Annotated in this window: 8 protein-coding genes; 5 read left to right on the forward strand and 3 right to left on the reverse strand. The window is 61.0% G+C overall.

The window, feature by feature from the left end; genetic code table 11:
* Positions 1 to 21 precede the first annotated feature (21 nt).
* From V8J63_RS03965 to cobM, 4 genes are all read left to right on the forward strand, one after another.
* Positions 22 to 219, forward strand: coding sequence for a CbtB domain-containing protein (locus tag V8J63_RS03965; protein ID WP_130889011.1), 198 nt, complete (start codon positions 22 to 24; stop codon positions 217 to 219).
* An 11-nt stretch (positions 220 to 230) separates the two neighbouring features.
* Positions 231 to 932: a CbtA family protein gene (locus tag V8J63_RS03970; RefSeq protein WP_110599348.1), complete on the forward strand. Its 702-nt coding sequence runs from the start codon at positions 231 to 233 to the stop codon at positions 930 to 932.
* Positions 929 to 1342 (forward strand): cobalamin biosynthesis protein, encoded by a 414-nt coding sequence (locus V8J63_RS03975; protein ID WP_071172073.1) that lies wholly within the window; start codon positions 929 to 931, stop codon positions 1340 to 1342. Before V8J63_RS03970 ends, V8J63_RS03975 begins: the two co-directional genes overlap by 4 nt.
* 78 nt (positions 1343 to 1420) lie before the next feature.
* The gene (gene cobM / locus V8J63_RS03980) at positions 1421 to 2167 is read left to right on the forward strand and encodes a precorrin-4 C(11)-methyltransferase (RefSeq protein WP_016774483.1); all 747 of its coding nucleotides are present in this window, start codon (positions 1421 to 1423) and stop codon (positions 2165 to 2167) included.
* Between the two features lie 116 nt (positions 2168 to 2283).
* Here the strand turns inward: cobM and nfuA are convergent, their stop codons facing one another.
* Both nfuA and V8J63_RS03990 read right to left on the reverse strand, forming a co-directional pair.
* On the reverse strand, positions 2284 to 2868 hold the full coding sequence (gene nfuA, locus V8J63_RS03985) for a Fe-S biogenesis protein NfuA (protein WP_003225494.1): 585 nt from the start codon (positions 2866 to 2868) through the stop codon (positions 2284 to 2286).
* A 103-nt stretch (positions 2869 to 2971) separates the two neighbouring features.
* Complete coding sequence (locus V8J63_RS03990) at positions 2972 to 5266, reverse strand: fatty acid cis/trans isomerase (RefSeq protein ID WP_130889012.1); 2295 nt, start codon at positions 5264 to 5266, stop codon at positions 2972 to 2974.
* 155 nt (positions 5267 to 5421) lie between these two features.
* On the opposite strand from V8J63_RS03990, the gene metH reads away from it, so the two are divergent.
* Complete coding sequence (gene metH / locus V8J63_RS03995) at positions 5422 to 9132, forward strand: methionine synthase (protein WP_336463615.1); 3711 nt, start codon at positions 5422 to 5424, stop codon at positions 9130 to 9132.
* A 46-nt stretch (positions 9133 to 9178) separates the two neighbouring features.
* Here the strand turns inward: metH and V8J63_RS04000 are convergent, their stop codons facing one another.
* On the reverse strand, positions 9179 to 16558 hold the full coding sequence (locus V8J63_RS04000; RefSeq protein ID WP_336463616.1) for a dermonecrotic toxin domain-containing protein: 7380 nt from the start codon (positions 16556 to 16558) through the stop codon (positions 9179 to 9181).
* Between the last annotated feature and the right edge of the window lie 133 nt (positions 16559 to 16691).

Consider the following 16691-nt stretch of genomic DNA (forward strand, 5'->3'; position numbering starts at 1 on the left):
GACATTTCAGAGGGAAGCGCTATGTCGATCATCAGCAATACCGTCAGCCAAACTGACAACATCTCCAGCAGCACCACACTCGGCCAACGCGTCGCCGCCGCCCTCTTCGCCTCGATCCTCGGTGCCAGTCTGGTCTGGTTCGCCGGTTTCTCGCACATCGAAGCGGTGCACAACGCCGCCCACGATACCCGCCACAGCGCCGCGTTCCCGTGCCACTGAGGCTTGCCGAGATGATCAAGCGTATCGCGCAAACCGCAGGCTTCACCGGCTTGCTCGCCGCCCTGCTGCTGACCCTGCTGCAGAGTTTCTGGGTATCGCCACTGATTCTGCAGGCCGAATCCTTCGAGAAATCCGAACCGGTCGCGCAAGTTCACGAACACGCCGCCGGCACCGCCGCCCACAGCCATGATGGCGAAGCCTGGGAGCCGGAAGACGGCTGGCAGCGCGTGGTCTCGACCACTGGCGGCAATCTGGTGGTGGCGGTGGGTTTCGCCCTGATGCTCGCCGGCCTGTACACCTTGCGCGCGCCGACCAAAACCTCGCAAGGGCTGCTCTGGGGTCTGGCCGGTTACGCGACGTTCGTTCTCGCGCCGACCTTGGGCCTGCCACCTGAATTGCCGGGCACTGCGGCTGCCGATCTGGCATCGCGGCAGATCTGGTGGATCGGCACTGCCGCATCGACCGCCGTCGGCCTGGCACTGATCGCCTTCAGCCGCCACTGGCTGATGAAGCTTCTCGGTGTGGCGATTCTCGCCGTGCCGCATGTGATCGGCGCGCCGCAACCCCAGGTGCATTCGATGCTTGCCCCAGAGGCACTGGAAACCCAATTCAAAATCGCTTCGCAGCTGACCAACGTCGCGTTCTGGCTGGCCTTGGGCTTGATCAGTGCATGGTTGTTCCGGCGCAAAAGCGCAGGCCGATATCAGGCATGACCGATGACCGCGCAGCGCCGACCTTCGTGGTCGGCCTCGGCTGCCAGCGCGGCTGCCCGGCCAGTACGTTGCGTGCATTACTCGATCAAGCGTTGCAGGCGCACCGCATCGAGCTGCGAGCGGTCAAGGCTTTGGCGAGTATCGACCTCAAGCGCGACGAACCGGGGTTGCTGGAACTGGCCACACAATTGAACCTGCCCCTGCAGTATTTCAACAGTGCCGAACTGGCGCCTTATCAACAGCGCCTCAGTCATCAATCGCAGATCGCCTTTGAGCGCACCGGCTGCTACGGCGTGGCGGAAAGCGCCGCGCTGGCGCTGGCCGAGCAACTGATTCAGGCGCCGGCGAAACTGCTGATCCACCGCCAGAAATATGCGCAGGCCACGCTGGCATTGGCCGGCGCTGCATAAAATCCCGATAATCCCCGCCATTGATCATGAGCACGCTTCATCTGCAGTGGGGCTGCGCCTCTTCACAAGGATTCAACGATGACCGTCTACTTCATCGGCGCCGGCCCCGGCGACCCGGAGCTCATCACCGTCAAAGGCCAACGGCTGATTCGCAGCTGCCCGGTGATCATTTATGCCGGCTCGCTGGTACCTGCCGCGGTGCTGGAAGGTCATCAGGCCGAAACCGTGGTCAACAGCGCTGAACTGCATCTGGAACAGATCATCGATCTGATCAGGACGGCCCATGCCAAAGGCCAGGATGTTGCCCGCGTGCATTCGGGGGATCCAGGTCTGTACGGCGCGATTGGTGAGCAGATCCGCTACTTGCGTGAGCTGAGCATTCCTTTCGAGATCATTCCGGGCGTGACCGCGACGGCGGCATGCGCAGCGCTGCTGGGCGCCGAGCTCACTCTGCCGGACATCTCGCAAAGCGTGATCCTGACCCGTTACGCCGACAAGACCGCGATGCCCGTTGGCGAGGAGCTGGCCAGCCTGGCGCAGCATGGCGCGACCATGGCCATTCATCTGGGGGTCAATCATCTGGAAAAGATTTTGGTTGAATTGCTGCCGCATTACGGCGCGGACTGCCCGATTGCCGTGATTCACCGCGCGACATGGCCGGATCAGGACTGGGTCGTCGGTACACTGGCGGACATTGCCGCAAAGGTCGAGGCCAAAGGGTTTCGGCGTACGGCGCTGATTCTGGTCGGGCGGGTGTTGGGCAGTGAAGTGTTCAGCGAGTCTTCGCTGTATCGCGCCGGGCATGCGCATTTGTACCGACCGTGAGTGGAACGCGGAGCGTCCCGGGCTGCATGCCCACGCGGAGCGTGGGCATGATCAAGCCACAGGCATAAAAAAACGGCGCTCACGGGGCGCCGTTTTTCATGTTCGCAGCGAACGCCTTAGTAGTAGGCGTTTTCTTTCTGCGTGTGGTCAGTCACGTCGCGAACGCCCTTGAGCTCCGGGATGCGCTCGAGCAGCGTGCGCTCGATGCCTTCCTTCAAGGTCACGTCAGCCTGGCCGCAGCCCTGGCAACCGCCACCGAACTGCAACACGGCGATGCCGTCCTCGACCACATCGATCAGGCTGACCTGACCGCCGTGGCTGGCCAGCCCCGGGTTGATCTCGGTTTGCAGGTAGTAGTTGATGCGCTCGTTGACCGGGCTGTCGGCATTGACCATCGGCACCTTGGCATTTGGCGCCTTGATGGTCAGCTGGCCGCCCATACGGTCGGTGGCATAGTCGACAACGGCGTCGTCAAGAAACGCTTCGCTGAAGGAATCGATGTAAGCGGTGAAGCTTTTCAGCCCCAGCGCAGTATCTTCAGGCTTCTCTTCGCCCGGCTTGCAGTAGGCAATGCAGGTTTCGGCGTACTGGGTGCCAGGCTGGGTGATGAAGACACGGATGCCGATGCCCGGGGTGTTCTGCTTGGAGAGCAGATCGGCCAGGTAATCATGGGCGGCGTCGGTAATGGTAATAGCGGTCATAAAAACTCCTCGCAGGCTTGGGCGCAGTTTACGCCAATCGGCGCGGCTGACAAAGTCCTAGTATTTTTGTCGGGAAAGAATCCCGGCATATGCCTGCGAATGCTCAAAGGTTCTCGTACCGGTTCATATCCAGCACACCCTCTTCCACCGGATCGGTTTCGTGTATGTACTGGCTCAGATCGTGGAAATACAGCCAGAACTGCGGATGACTGCGACGAATGCCCCAGCGTTCGACGATCTTGTCGAACCGATTGGCATCCTTGGCATTCTCCATCGCATCGACGAACGCCGGCACCTGCTCGGCCGGTACGTTGAACATGAAGTTCGGGTAACTGGTGAGTACGCCCGGATAGATCGTCAATGTGTCGAGGCCCGGTTGATAGCGCAGCGACTCACCGAGCAAAAACGCCACGTTGCTGTGCGCGCGGTTGCGCAGCACGCTGTAGACCTCGCGCTTGCCGCTGGCGGTTTCGACGCGCAGCAAGGTCGCTTCGGGCAACTGGTCGATGACTTTCAACCCTGCGGCCGGTCGCGAGGCCAGACGGCTCAGGGCCTGCTCGGCGTTCTGCAACGCCGGATCGATATTCGGTCGCGAGCAATAAGCGCCGTCGCAGCGATTGATCGGGTCCGGCCGCGCGTTCAGATCACCGTAGCGCGCCAGCAACTGCATGGCGAAATCGTGTTTCGGGTCTTTTTCGTCGAGTTTGAGCGCGGTCGGTTTGTCGTCATCGATGGCCTCGTAATCGAGCCACATCTTGAACTGGCCGCCGTCCTGGTACCAATCGTTGAGGTAATCCTCGCGCGAGTCAGCGGGCATCAGGCGCAGGAAGTTCTGCTCGGCGCCGTTACGGATCAGGTCGAAATACAGACGGGTCTGCGCCTGATGGGAGACGTTGCCGAACACGTCGAAGTTGACCGCGAGCTGATAGTAGGTGCGCTCGAGCAGTGGATAGTCGAACAGCCACATGGTCTGCGGCACCTCACCGATAAGCCCCTTGGTCACCGAAGCGCTGTCGAAGTGGCGGAAAATGCTCAGCAAGGCGTTGTCGTTGCCGGCCCACAGCGTCGACCAGCTCGGCGCCGGCAGATCGGCATAGCTGTCACGGCGCAGTGCCTCGTATTCGTTGCGCTTGTCGCGATAGTTGCGCCACAGGCTCAGCACGCTGCCGACATCGTCGTTCTGCCCCGGCATCGCCAGCAGCGGCGTGGCCTGGCCACGGTAGTTCGGGTCGGTGATGTAGAGGTCATGCTCCGGGGCCTGGAACAGCGCCCAGAAGTTGTCGCGGATCACGTCGGTCGCGATCTGCCCACGGCACACCGGCCCGCGAATGAAGGTGCGGACGAAGTATTCGGCGTTATCGAGCATGAACTGATAGCGCGCCTGCGCCGGAATCGCCTCGAAGGTGGCAAACGGATTGGCACGGCTTTGCGGGCCATAACCCGGCAGCGCATTGACCTGCCAGTTGCCGTTGTAGAACAGGCTCTTGATCCGCGCCATTTTGGCTGCGCTCAGCGGATAAGTGATGTGCGTCTTGTGCACGATCACCCCCTGCACCGGCCACAAGCGGTAATACACCTGCGTGCCCGGGTCGTCGTTGGGGCGGCGCGTGGCGATCAGGTCGATCGGCTGGCCGCTCGGCGTCCGCGAACGTACCCACTGGAAATAATGCCCCGGCTCGCCGTCCTTGAAATAAATGTGCGCCAGATACCAGTGTTCGAACAACCAGCGCCCCACCAGACTCTGCCGCGCACCGGGGGCGTTGAGCAGGTTTTCCCACTGCAGGATCTGCATGGCCTCTTTGGCACTCGGTGCCAGGCTCTGTTCGTCGATCGGCGCGCCAGACGCCAGCCAGCGCTGCAGGGTCTGGTATTGCTGGTCGGTCAGGCCAGTGACCGCCAGCGGCATGCCCTCTTTCGGGTGCGCGCCGGCATATCCGTCGAACTCCGCAGGCATTGCGCATAGATTGTTGCGATTGAGCCCCAGGACAATGTCTTCGGGCAGCTTGGCGTTCGGCGTCAGCGGCGTCTTGTGGCCGAGTTCAAGCATGCGTGCCATCAGCGCAGCCTGACTGCCCTGGGCGTCGAGCACCGAATAGAAGTCTTTCTGCTGCCAGGCGCGCTTGCCGAAGGCGTCGTAAAACAGGCGCGTGGTCGGTGCTGCCTGAGTGCGTTCGCCGTCGTACACGGGCATCTTGCTCGCGCCACGAGCAGCGCCTTCGCCACTGCCCAGATTGAGCTGACAGGCCGAGTCATAGCAGGCATGGCAGGCTACGCACTTCTCGGTGAAGATCGGTTGGATATCGCGGGTGTAGGAGATGGAAGAAGAAATGGCAGGATCTTGCGCCGCGACGCTCCCGCTCAGGACCAGCAACCATAAACTGATGAAGCGGTGCGGCATGTTGCTGATCTCGATGATAAAAAAAGGCTGCGATTCTACCGTTATGACGCTCGTACCAACATGAGCGATATTCATGCAAAAGCTGCACATGCTCCAAAAGCGCACAGGTTTGCTATGATCCCGCTCCTTCGTAATGGTCTTTTCGAGTAGTCCACATGTCCGATCGCAGCGTCCGCCTTCAAGCTCTCAAGCAAGCCCTCAAAGAGCGCATCCTGATTCTCGACGGCGGGATGGGCACGATGATCCAGAGCTACAAGCTCGAAGAGCAGGATTATCGCGGCAAGCGCTTCGCGGACTGGCCGAGTGACGTCAAGGGCAACAACGACCTGCTGGTGATCACCCGTCCGGACGTGATCGGCGGCATCGAAAAAGCCTATCTGGACGCCGGCGCCGACATTCTCGAAACCAACACTTTCAACGCCACGCGCATTTCCATGGCCGATTACGGCATGGAAGAGCTGGCGTACGAGTTAAACGTAGAGGGCGCACGTCTGGCGCGCAAGATTGCCGACGCCAAGACCGCCGAAAACCCGGCCAAGCCGCGCTTCGTTGCCGGCGTGCTCGGCCCGACCAGCCGCACCTGCTCGCTGTCGCCCGACGTCAACAACCCCGGCTACCGCAACGTGACCTTCGATGAGCTGGTGGAAAACTACACCGAAGCCACCAAAGGCCTGATCGAGGGCGGCGCCGACCTGATTCTGATCGAAACCATTTTCGACACCCTCAACGCCAAAGCGGCGATCTTCGCCGTGCAGGGCGTGTTCGAGGAGCTGCACATCGAACTGCCGATCATGATTTCCGGGACCATCACCGACGCCTCCGGTCGTACCCTGTCCGGCCAGACCACCGAGGCGTTCTGGAACTCCGTGGCCCACGCCAAGCCGATTTCCGTGGGCTTGAACTGCGCCCTCGGCGCCAGCGAACTGCGCCCGTACCTGGAAGAGCTGTCGAACAAGGCCAGCACCCACGTATCCGCGCACCCGAACGCCGGCCTGCCGAACGAATTCGGCGAGTACGACGAACTGCCGTCGCAAACCGCCAAAGTCATCGAAGAATTCGCTCAGAGCGGTTTTCTCAACATCGTCGGCGGTTGCTGCGGCACCACGCCGGGCCACATCGAAGCCATCGCCAAAGCCGTGGCCGGTTATGCGCCGCGGCAGATTCCAGACATCCCCAAGGCTTGCCGCCTGTCGGGTCTGGAGCCGTTCACCATCGATCGCAGCTCGCTGTTCGTCAACGTCGGCGAGCGCACCAACATCACCGGCTCGGCGAAATTCGCCCGCCTGATCCGTGAAGACAACTACACCGAAGCCCTCGAAGTCGCTCTGCAGCAGGTCGAGGCCGGCGCGCAGATCATCGACATCAACATGGACGAGGGCATGCTCGATTCGAAGAAGGCCATGGTCACCTTCCTCAATCTGATCGCCGGCGAACCGGATATCTCGCGCGTGCCGATCATGATCGACTCGTCGAAATGGGAAGTCATTGAAGCCGGGCTCAAGTGCATTCAGGGCAAGGGCATCGTCAACTCGATCAGCATGAAAGAAGGCGTCGAGCAGTTCATCCATCACGCCAAGCTGTGCAAGCGCTACGGCGCTGCGGTGGTGGTGATGGCCTTCGACGAAGCTGGCCAGGCCGACACCGAAGCGCGCAAGAAAGAGATCTGCAAACGCTCCTACGACATTCTGGTCAATGAAGTCGGCTTCCCGCCGGAAGACATCATCTTCGACCCGAACATCTTCGCCGTCGCTACCGGCATCGAAGAGCACAACAACTACGCCGTCGACTTCATCAATGCCTGCGCCTACATCCGCGATGAGCTGCCGTACGCGCTGAGCTCCGGCGGCGTGTCCAACGTGTCGTTCTCGTTCCGTGGCAACAACCCGGTGCGTGAGGCGATTCACTCGGTGTTCCTGCTCTACGCCATCCGCGCCGGGCTGACCATGGGCATCGTCAACGCCGGCCAGCTGGAGATCTACGATCAGATCCCGGCCGAGCTGCGCGACGCGGTCGAAGACGTGATCCTCAATCGCACCCCGGACGGCACCGACGCCCTCCTCGCCATCGCCGACAAGTACAAGGGCGACGGCAGCGTCAAGGAAGCCGAGACCGAAGAGTGGCGCAACTGGGACGTCAACAAACGTCTGGAGCACGCGCTGGTCAAGGGCATCACCACGCACATCGTCGAAGACACCGAAGAATCCCGCCAGTCGTTTGCGCGGCCGATCGAAGTGATCGAAGGCCCATTGATGTCCGGCATGAACATCGTCGGCGACCTGTTCGGCGCTGGCAAAATGTTCCTCCCGCAGGTGGTGAAATCCGCGCGCGTGATGAAGCAGGCCGTGGCGCACTTGATCCCGTTCATCGAACTGGAGAAAGGCGACAAGCCGGAAGCCAAGGGCAAGATCCTCATGGCCACGGTCAAAGGCGATGTGCACGACATCGGCAAGAACATCGTCGGCGTGGTGCTCGGTTGCAACGGCTATGACATTGTCGACCTCGGCGTGATGGTTCCGGCCGAAAAGATCCTGCAGGTCGCCAAAGAAGAAAAGTGCGACATCATCGGCCTCTCCGGCCTGATCACGCCGTCGCTGGACGAGATGGTCCACGTTGCCCGCGAAATGCAGCGTCAGGATTTCCACCTGCCACTGATGATCGGTGGCGCGACGACGTCGAAAGCGCACACCGCGGTGAAGATCGAGCCGAAGTACAGCAACGATGCCGTGGTCTACGTGACCGACGCCTCGCGCGCCGTCGGCGTGGCGACACAGTTGTTGTCCAAGGAACTCAAGGCCGGTTTCGTCGAGAAGACCCGCCTGGAATACATCGACGTGCGCGAGCGTACGTCCAATCGCAGCGCCCGTACTGAACGCCTGAGCTACGCCGCCGCGATCGCGAAGAAGCCGCAATTCGACTGGGCCAATTATCAGCCAGTGAAACCGACCTTCACCGGCAGCAAGGTGCTCGACAACATCGATTTGAAGGTACTGGCCGAGTACATCGATTGGACACCGTTCTTCATTTCCTGGGATCTGGCCGGCAAATTCCCGCGCATCCTCGAAGACGAAGTGGTCGGTGAAGCCGCCACTGCGCTGTACAAGGACGCGCAGGAAATGCTCGCTAAGCTCATCGACGAAAAACTCATCAGCGCCCGTGCGGTGTTCGGTTTCTGGCCGGCCAATCAGGTCAACGAAGACGACATCGAGCTGTACGACGACAACGGCAAGCCGCTGGCCAAGCTGCATCACCTGCGTCAGCAGATCATCAAGACCGACGGCAAGCCGAACTTCTGCCTCGCCGACTTCGTGGCGCCGAAGGACAGCGAAGTCACCGACTATGTCGGCGGCTTTATCACCACCGCTGGCATCGGTGCCGAAGAAGTGGCCAAGGCCTATCAGGACGCGGGCGACGACTACAACTCGATCATGGTCAAGGCCCTCGCCGACCGCTTGGCCGAAGCCTGCGCCGAATGGCTGCACCAGCAAGTGCGTAAAGAACACTGGGGTTACGCCAAGGACGAGACCCTGGATAACGATGCGCTGATCAAAGAGCAGTACCGTGGCATCCGCCCTGCTCCCGGCTACCCGGCCTGCCCGGATCACACCGAGAAAGCCGCGCTGTTCACCCTGCTCGATCCAGAGGCTGCCGAAATGCGCGCCGGGCGCAGTGGCGTGTTCCTCACCGAACACTACGCAATGTTCCCCGCCGCAGCGGTCAGCGGCTGGTACTTCGCCCATCCGCAGGCGCAGTACTTTGCCGTGGGCAAGATCGACAAGGATCAAGTGCAGAGCTACACCGCGCGCAAAGGCCAGGACCTGAGCGTGACCGAGCGTTGGCTGGCGCCGAATCTGGGTTACGACAGCTGAGTCGAGCAGACCTGGGAGCGCGCTGCTCCCAGGTCTGCTCGATCACTCAGTCGCGGCGCCACGAAGGTCCGGGTTTCGGTGAAGACGGGGCCGATGGCGACGCCCCCGCATCCTGCGACGCCAGGCTCTCCAGTTCTGTGCGAGTCAGAGCCTTGAGTTTCTCGATGCGCGCATCCGCCAGTTCGATTTCAAGCACCCTCATCGCGTCCAGATAATCGCTGTTTTCTCTGTCCGGGTAGGCATCCTCGACCGCTTCGTGCCGCCTGGTAGCGTCGCGTTCAAGTGCCTCGAACGCCTCGGCGTGGCGATCCTGCAGATAGCGGATCCAGTAGTCCCGCGCAATCAGATCCTCCAGAAAGATGGGTGATGCCTCGTCCGCGAGAACCGAGGCACGCGCATTGAGCAATCGTCGCCCGCGAATCGGTGAGGCGTACAACATGTGTTCGGGTTGCGCCGGCAACTCCAGGTCGTCCGGCCAGCCGCGTGTCAGGCCGATGCGGTATTGCAGGCGGACTTCCGCGCGATCCTTGTTCCTGGCGGCGGCTTCGGCCAGTCGATCCACCCTTTCCAGGCGAAACAGCCGTCGAGTCAGATCAAGCAGCGCTCTGCCGCGTTGCAGCTGACGATGCCGCGGAATGTCGCGCAGAGCGTTGTATTCATAGACGCGGGTCTCCAGTTCGCTGAACGACAGGATCCGGCCATCGGGGCACGTGCCGTGGGTTTCGGCGTTCAAAAACAACAGCTCGCGCAGTTCAGCGTTTTCCGTGGCAGCCTGGATCACTTGCCAGACCCGGTGGGTCAGATCGGCACCGGCAAACCTGAATTCCAGGGTGTCGGGCAAGGTCGAGAGCAAATGAAAGAACGCCTCATGGTTGGCCTGTCGAGCCAATTGCAGCCATAGCGCTTGCCGCGCTGCACGCGCATCTGCATGCGTATAGGTCATCCATATATCCATCGCCGGCGCCGCCACGTCCTGCGCCGGATTGGCAATCACCTCCGCAGCCTCCACACCGGCATGCATGTCCACGGGCCTGCTACTGCTACCGCCACCGCCACCGCCTCCGCCTCCGCCACGCGGATCATCACCATCGTCGCTATCGGAGTCGGGGTCCGAACCCCCATCCGAATCCGATTCGGATCCGCTATCGCTTTCCGAGTCGCTCATACGCTCGGCGATCAAGCGCTGCAAGGACTCCGGCGTGTAACCCAGCACCTCACTGCCGCCATGCGCGACGCTGTAGTCCCTGATCTGCTCCAATGCGTTAAGCGACAGCGAGTTCTCCGACAGATCGGTGCCTGCCACGAGCGCCTCATGATTGCCGCCCAACAGCCGGTCCGGGAAAACCATGATGTTGTTGCCCGACAGGTCCAGCCTTTGCAGATGCGCCAGTTCAAGCACGCCTTCAGGCCAGAAATCCAGGCCGTTCTGGCCGAGGTTGAGGGTTTGCAGACTGCTGAAGGTTGCGGCGTTGAATTCTTCCAGCTGATTGTGACTGAGGTCGAGCCAGCGCAGCCGCGCCCCGCTCGCGTGCTGATACACCGATTGCGCCACGGCCAGGCGATTGCCGCTCAATTCCAGCCGTTCGAGCCGGCTCAGACTGCCGACAGCGTCCGGCAGGCGCGCCAGGCCCGTGCCATTGAGCATCAGCGTGGTCAACTCAGGAAACGCCGGGCAGAAGAGGTTGAAACTCTCTACGGAAAATTTAGCCCCGGTCAGGTCCAGCGTCCGCACATGGGAAAACACATTCGACAGCGCAGGCAAATCACCCAAGCCGCCCGCTGACAGGCTCAGCGTGCGTCCGGCGGATTCGGTATGGCCGGTGAGCCCGTCCCGCCAGCAAGCGCGGATCCTGGAGGCATCAAAGAATCTTGTTGACGACGCCCCTTCACCAGCCCCTTGCGCCGGGTTGAAGATCCAGCCGTTCAACTCACGCGTCAACGCCTCGTTACTTGCTCGCCACTGATTCTGTCTGCCGACGATTTGCTCAGGGGACAGGCCTTCAGTGCGCAAACGCTCAACGCTGGCCTGGGCCTTTTCAAGCGACAGTGACGGAAAGATTTCCAGCACTGCGCGATGCATGTCGGTGCCTTGCTGAATGACCGAGACAGATGGCAGTGGCAAGAGATGAGCGGCGCGATTGAGTGCCGTGTCAGGCGTGGCACCGCTGGAACCGCTGGAACCGGCGGGTAACGACGGCGCTTGCGATTCAAACCGTTGCAGCGCCCCTTCGGGCAAACCCAAGGTCATTTCTATACGTCGCTGCGCCGCCTTTAGGCTCGCTTCGCCGCCGACACTGAAGCGGTTGTTCAGCAGCCGGGTCTTGAGCAGCACAGCGTTGTCGGCAAGCACGTGATCGGGGAGCGAACCGATGGTGTTATGCCGCAAATCCATTGCTTGCAAATGTGCCAGGTTCTCCGCCCCCTTCGGCCACTCATTGAGCCCGTTTGAGCTGAGGTTCAGCGTCCTGAGGCCGGTCAGGCGAGAAACGTCCAGTGTGTCCAGCCGATTGAGGCGGGCATTGAGATGTTCGAGATTGCTCAGCGCGTCGAATTGATCTTGCACCTCAGGGGTCACGGCGATTCGGTTGAAAGACAGGTCCAGCTGTGTGAGCCGGGGCAAATCGGCTGGCCGCACCGGCACTTCGGTCAGTCCGCAGGCGGTGACCTCCAGGCTTGTGGCGCCACTGAACGCCTGGAGAAAGCCGCGGATCTGTTCGACCGGCACAGTCAAGCGGTCCAGCCGAACCCGCTGTACATGAGCAAACGTACCGGCCGGCAATTGCGGCAGCTCACTCACCGACTCCGCGCCCAGCGCCCAGGCGGTGTCAACCAGTTCAAACATGCTGGCGTCGTCCAGATCGCTGGCGGATATCCAGTCCTCTGCATTGAAGGGACGAACGTCATCGTTCAAGCGATAACGCCGGCGTATGGCCGCGCGCCAGTTTTTTTCCAGTGCACGAACCACCCGGGCATTGGGCGGCGCTTGCCAGCGCGCTGCCGGCGTCGCCGTACGCAACTCTGCGGATGCGCTGGCCTCGTAGAACTGGCGGAAAATTGCGCTGTGCTCCACGCGCAGAATCTCCACGGCTCCAAGTCGGGTCTCCGGTGTGTTCCACAGACTCATGATGCGCTGAGGTAACGGGTTGAGACGGCCGGCCTCACCCGTCAGAAACTGCAGTTCGCCGGCGCAGTAGCGGCGGACCATCAAGTCCAGATCAACCAGATGCCCCCATTCCCCCATGTAGTTTTTCACATAGTCGTAAGCCGGTTTGAACGCTCCGTGGGAGAACCTCGACCAGTCCAGGGACAAACCGGCCCAGAGTCTCTCGTGCCCGACATAAAGGGTCTGTGGAAGGGATGCGATGGCGGTCTGCGTCAGATCCAGACGCTCCAGCTCAGGCAGTTGTTCCACATAAGTCGGCCACTGCGTCAGGCCCGGCGCTTCAATCTTGAGTTTCTTCAGTCGTTCAAGGGGAGCCAGGTCCAGCTCGGGCGGGCTGCCTGCGCCGCCGGGAAAATCGAGATGAAGCTCCTCAACCGCGGTCAGGCTACGCAATCTTGTCGACAGATCGGCAGCCATCACCCGCGCTGGCGTTCGGAACTTGAGCTTTTTCAACGCGGACATGCGAGTCACGCTCAGGGGCAACGTCGTCAGTGACTGCTCGTGCTCCATGTAGGTGCCGAACAGACTGCCCCGCTCCCCCAGCGACAACTTTTCGATATTGGCAAATCGCGTCAGGAAGGCATCGGCGTTGGCGTCGGTCAAACCTCCGCCGCCAATCGACAGTTCACGCACGTGAGCAAAGTCGACGGTCATCTCTGGCAGAGGATCGTAGGTGAGAATCGACAGTTGATCGGCACCCGCGACCCCAGTGGACAAAGCGTTGCGCCAGCAGGTTTTCAGCGCTTGCGCGGTGCGAAACTTGTAATTTGTTCCGGAGCGTTCCCAGGGCGCCGCCGTCGCTGTCCCCGCCCATTCATCCAGCGTCGCATTGAGCTGTTCCCACTCACGCCGACGTGATTGCAACAGCTCGAAAATGGCCCGGTCGTTTTTTCCTGTCCGATATTGGTCAAGGAGAAAGCCACGAGCCTGTTCGTCGCTCAATTGCGGGTAGATATCCTGCACGTGAGCCAGCAGGTTCGGTGCCAATCCCGCGCCGCGTCCACTGGCGGGATAACCGATCAAGGTAGCGTTCACCCGCACCGGGGGCTTTATCCACTTGACCTGAGGCGCCAGCAATGCGGGTGCATCAGCCTGGTGCTGGTCGGCGTGATCGATGATCTTTGCTTGCAACTCTGCGGACTGCCCGACCTCAGGGACACCGAGGCTGCGGCGCGCATGATCAGGCAGGGCATGCATGATCGACGAGTAAAAATTGTCGCCGTCGCGAGGCAGGCTGTTGAGTGCCTCACCGCGCTCGTTGTATGCCTGAAACTGAACGCCTGTTTTGATCAGGTATTTTTTCTCGCCGGCGGTTTCACTGCCGATGCTGTCGAGCAGCATGCCGGCGTCGTGGCCTTCGCGTACTTCAATGCGAAGGCTGTCGGGCCAACCCGCCAATTGCTCAAGCGTGTGCAAGGCCAGGCGCCGGCTGTCCGCAGACGCGACGTTTTCGCTGCGCAGACCGGCATATGCCGCTACCTGTCGACTTTGCCGCGCGTACCAGCGGGCCTCCTCCAACAGGCGCAGCGGTACTCGTTGCCCTGAGCCGAGTCGCTGAAGATCATCGGGCCGACCATGCGCCAGCACCGTTTGCGCCGCCGGTTCACTGAGTCCCGGGCAGGCCTTTTGCAAGCGCGCAACCTGCGGATCGACGGGTTCGGTGCCCAAATGAATGCTGTCGTAAATCGCCGGCTGGCGGGTGTTGGCGTAATCGGCGATCTGCTTGCCAAACTCTGCCGGTCGGCCATCGCGCACGCGAGCCCCCTGCTCGCCGAGGAGCCGAGTGATTTCTGACTCGTCCAGCCCTGCGAGAATACGTGCTGGCAGTTCACCGCTGAAGATATCGGCCCGCGATATCTGAATGGGTGGCTTGACGTCGACATCGCGAAACCGCCGCGCGGAGCCATACCTGACGAACTTGCCGGACAATTGCTCGCCGTCGAAGACTTCCAGCACCCGGTTCTCCGGCCAGCGCGGCATTTCGGTGATCAGCGGCATTGCGTAGAGGTACAGTTCATCGATCGGTTTTGTCCCGCGCAACTGCTCGACAACCAGTGCCGCGTTGCCATCTGCTTGCATCATGCGCATGGCCTGGGTCAGTTCCGGTGGTGGCAGCGAAGAATCAATGTGCATCTTGCGCAGCGCGGCTTCACTGACACCGCTGATATCGGCAGCCTTGATCAGCTGTGCATCGGAAAACGCTTCGGTTGCATGGCCGATGCGCCGCAACAGGGTCAGACGATCCCAATCCTGCGGACGTTCCAAAGTATGGCGCCAGGCACCGCTTCCATTGCTGTGGAGCACCGGCTGCCAGGCGTTGATGTCGGTCGGATGGCTGATCCGCCATTTGCCGATCGATTCATCGAAAAACTGCTCATAGACCTTGCCGCTCTGGCGAATATAGGTTTTACCCTCAAGCACGTGCTGGCCGGCACTGTTTGGCCCGGGACTGACAGGCAGTGCAACAGTCGACTCGTAAGCGCTCAGGTCGGGTTTCCACAGCCGGGTTTCGCCGTTGGGCAACTTCACCGGATGCAGACTTTCAATGACCGGCACGGCTTTGGCGCTTGAGATTTTCCTTACTGCGGCGCCCACACCGGCCATCAGCGCAATCTGCGCAAGGTTTTCCGCCACATCGATCAAATGATCCTTGGCCGCCCGCCGATCGCCCTCGGCCCATTCGATTGCGCCCTCAAGCGTTTCATAGAGCAGTTGCCCGGCCATCACCACCATCATCACTTCGCCCAACACAGGCACGAACATCGAGACCATGTTCAGACCGAGCATGCCGAGTTGCATCAGATGCGCCAGTTTGGCGTCCCTTGCTCGCGCGTCTACCTCGGCAGTCGGTACCGCATGGCTTCGGGCATCATCGATCAGCTTGGTGCGGTTCTGGCTATAGAGGTATTGCCACAGATCCTCGTTGGGAGCCCAAAGTCCCTGCCCCTTGCGTCCCAGGGTGGACGGTGCGATGTAAGGGTCCGCCACTGGCTCCCATTTGACCTGGCGTTCGGGCGGTACCTGCTGAATGCGGGTGAACGCCGAGCCGGCGGTGAAGCCTTGCAGCACCGACAGCCATGGCGAGCGCAGCAGATCCCAGCCATCGCCGGGTGAGTCAGCCGCCTTCTGCCTGAACTGGCTGAAATACTCGGGACGCTGGTCATAAGGCAGGAACTGGCTGAGAAAGCGCTGGTAGGCGGTGGGCTCCGCGCCCGTCTGTTGCGGAGCGTCGCGTGCAGTGAGCAAGCGTTTGAGCTCGTCGCGCATCTGCTGGAACGTGTAGCGCTTGAGCGGATGTTCAGGATCGTGCGGGATGTAAAGAATCAGTTCGTCGGTATAGCGGTATTTCTCGCAGATGACGAACGCGACGCAGCCGGTGAGTCTTTTTTTCATCAACCCCAGGTCCTTGAACCAGACCTGTTTTTTCCCCATCCAGGGATGCATCTCGCCGTCAATCACCGAGACGATCATCGCGTGATCCGCCGCCTCGATATCCTTTTGCAACAGCGCCTGCTCGGCCGCAGCGCGCAGCGTCGCCTTCTGCGCGGCAATGAAGCGTTCGGCAAGCACTGCCTCTGCCACCGCTTCCTCAGGATGAAAGAATCCTTGCAGGTAAGTCTGGTATTGCTGGCCGACATCCAGATCGCGGCAAAGGTGCAGAAACTGGCTGACCGAAATACCGATGCTCACATGGTCGAACGTCTGCGCCGTGGACCCTGCCACCACAAAACCTGAGCTCGAATGGTAGGTCCCTTCGCATTCGCCAGCTTCGAAGTTGTGCAGTGCGGCTTCCAGCAGCGTTATCTTGAGCACCTCGAATGAGGCCAGTTCGATTTGCTGGATACCCATCTCCACCGGGCGGCGCAGACACAGCAGCGTTTTGTCGACATCGATATCCAGCGAGTGTTTGACTTTCAGCGCTTTGATGACTAATGGCCGGGCAAACGTCTCGACGTCCTGAAGTTTCGCCATGCGCTTGTCGAGACTGTTCTGGGCGATGACACTGGCCTTGAACGTATCGTCAACGATTTTGCGCTGGGCCGGCGTCGCATCCTGATACCAGGCCGGCAATGCTGTCGCAACCGCCTTGAAGGCTTCGCGCCGTTGCGGCGAAGCGTCGGTCAACCATTGCGGGATCGAAGCTTCGAGAAACTCGCCGTGCAGGCTTTGCGTTGCAACGAGCTTTACTGACCGACTGGCGTCTGCCGGCTGATCGGTCGACGCAGGCTGCGTCGACATGGGTTTTGAGGAAATAGCGATCATGGTCACTCCTTGTTGATGGAGCGCTCAGCAAACCATGTCGCGTTATCGCTTCTGCGTTATCCGGGTATTGCGCAACCAGCAGTGGTAAGCGGATGTGACTTGGCCTGCCTCGGACCGCCTCAGCAAGGTGCCC

This window comes from Pseudomonas sp. CCNWLW23, from assembly GCF_037095675.1.
GTDB lineage: Bacteria > Pseudomonadota > Gammaproteobacteria > Pseudomonadales > Pseudomonadaceae > Aquipseudomonas > Aquipseudomonas atacamensis.

Coding starts and splice junctions, on each gene's coding strand:
- V8J63_RS03965 (WP_130889011.1), top strand. CDS start 22: ATGTCGATCATCAGCAATACCGTCAGCCAAACTGACAACATCTCCAGC.
- V8J63_RS03970 (WP_110599348.1), top strand. CDS start 231: ATGATCAAGCGTATCGCGCAAACCGCAGGCTTCACCGGCTTGCTCGCC.
- V8J63_RS03975 (WP_071172073.1), top strand. CDS start 929: ATGACCGATGACCGCGCAGCGCCGACCTTCGTGGTCGGCCTCGGCTGC.
- cobM (WP_016774483.1), top strand. CDS start 1,421: ATGACCGTCTACTTCATCGGCGCCGGCCCCGGCGACCCGGAGCTCATC.
- nfuA (WP_003225494.1), bottom strand. CDS start 2,868: ATGACCGCTATTACCATTACCGACGCCGCCCATGATTACCTGGCCGAT.
- V8J63_RS03990 (WP_130889012.1), bottom strand. CDS start 5,266: ATGCCGCACCGCTTCATCAGTTTATGGTTGCTGGTCCTGAGCGGGAGC.
- metH (WP_336463615.1), top strand. CDS start 5,422: ATGTCCGATCGCAGCGTCCGCCTTCAAGCTCTCAAGCAAGCCCTCAAA.
- V8J63_RS04000 (WP_336463616.1), bottom strand. CDS start 16,558: ATGATCGCTATTTCCTCAAAACCCATGTCGACGCAGCCTGCGTCGACC.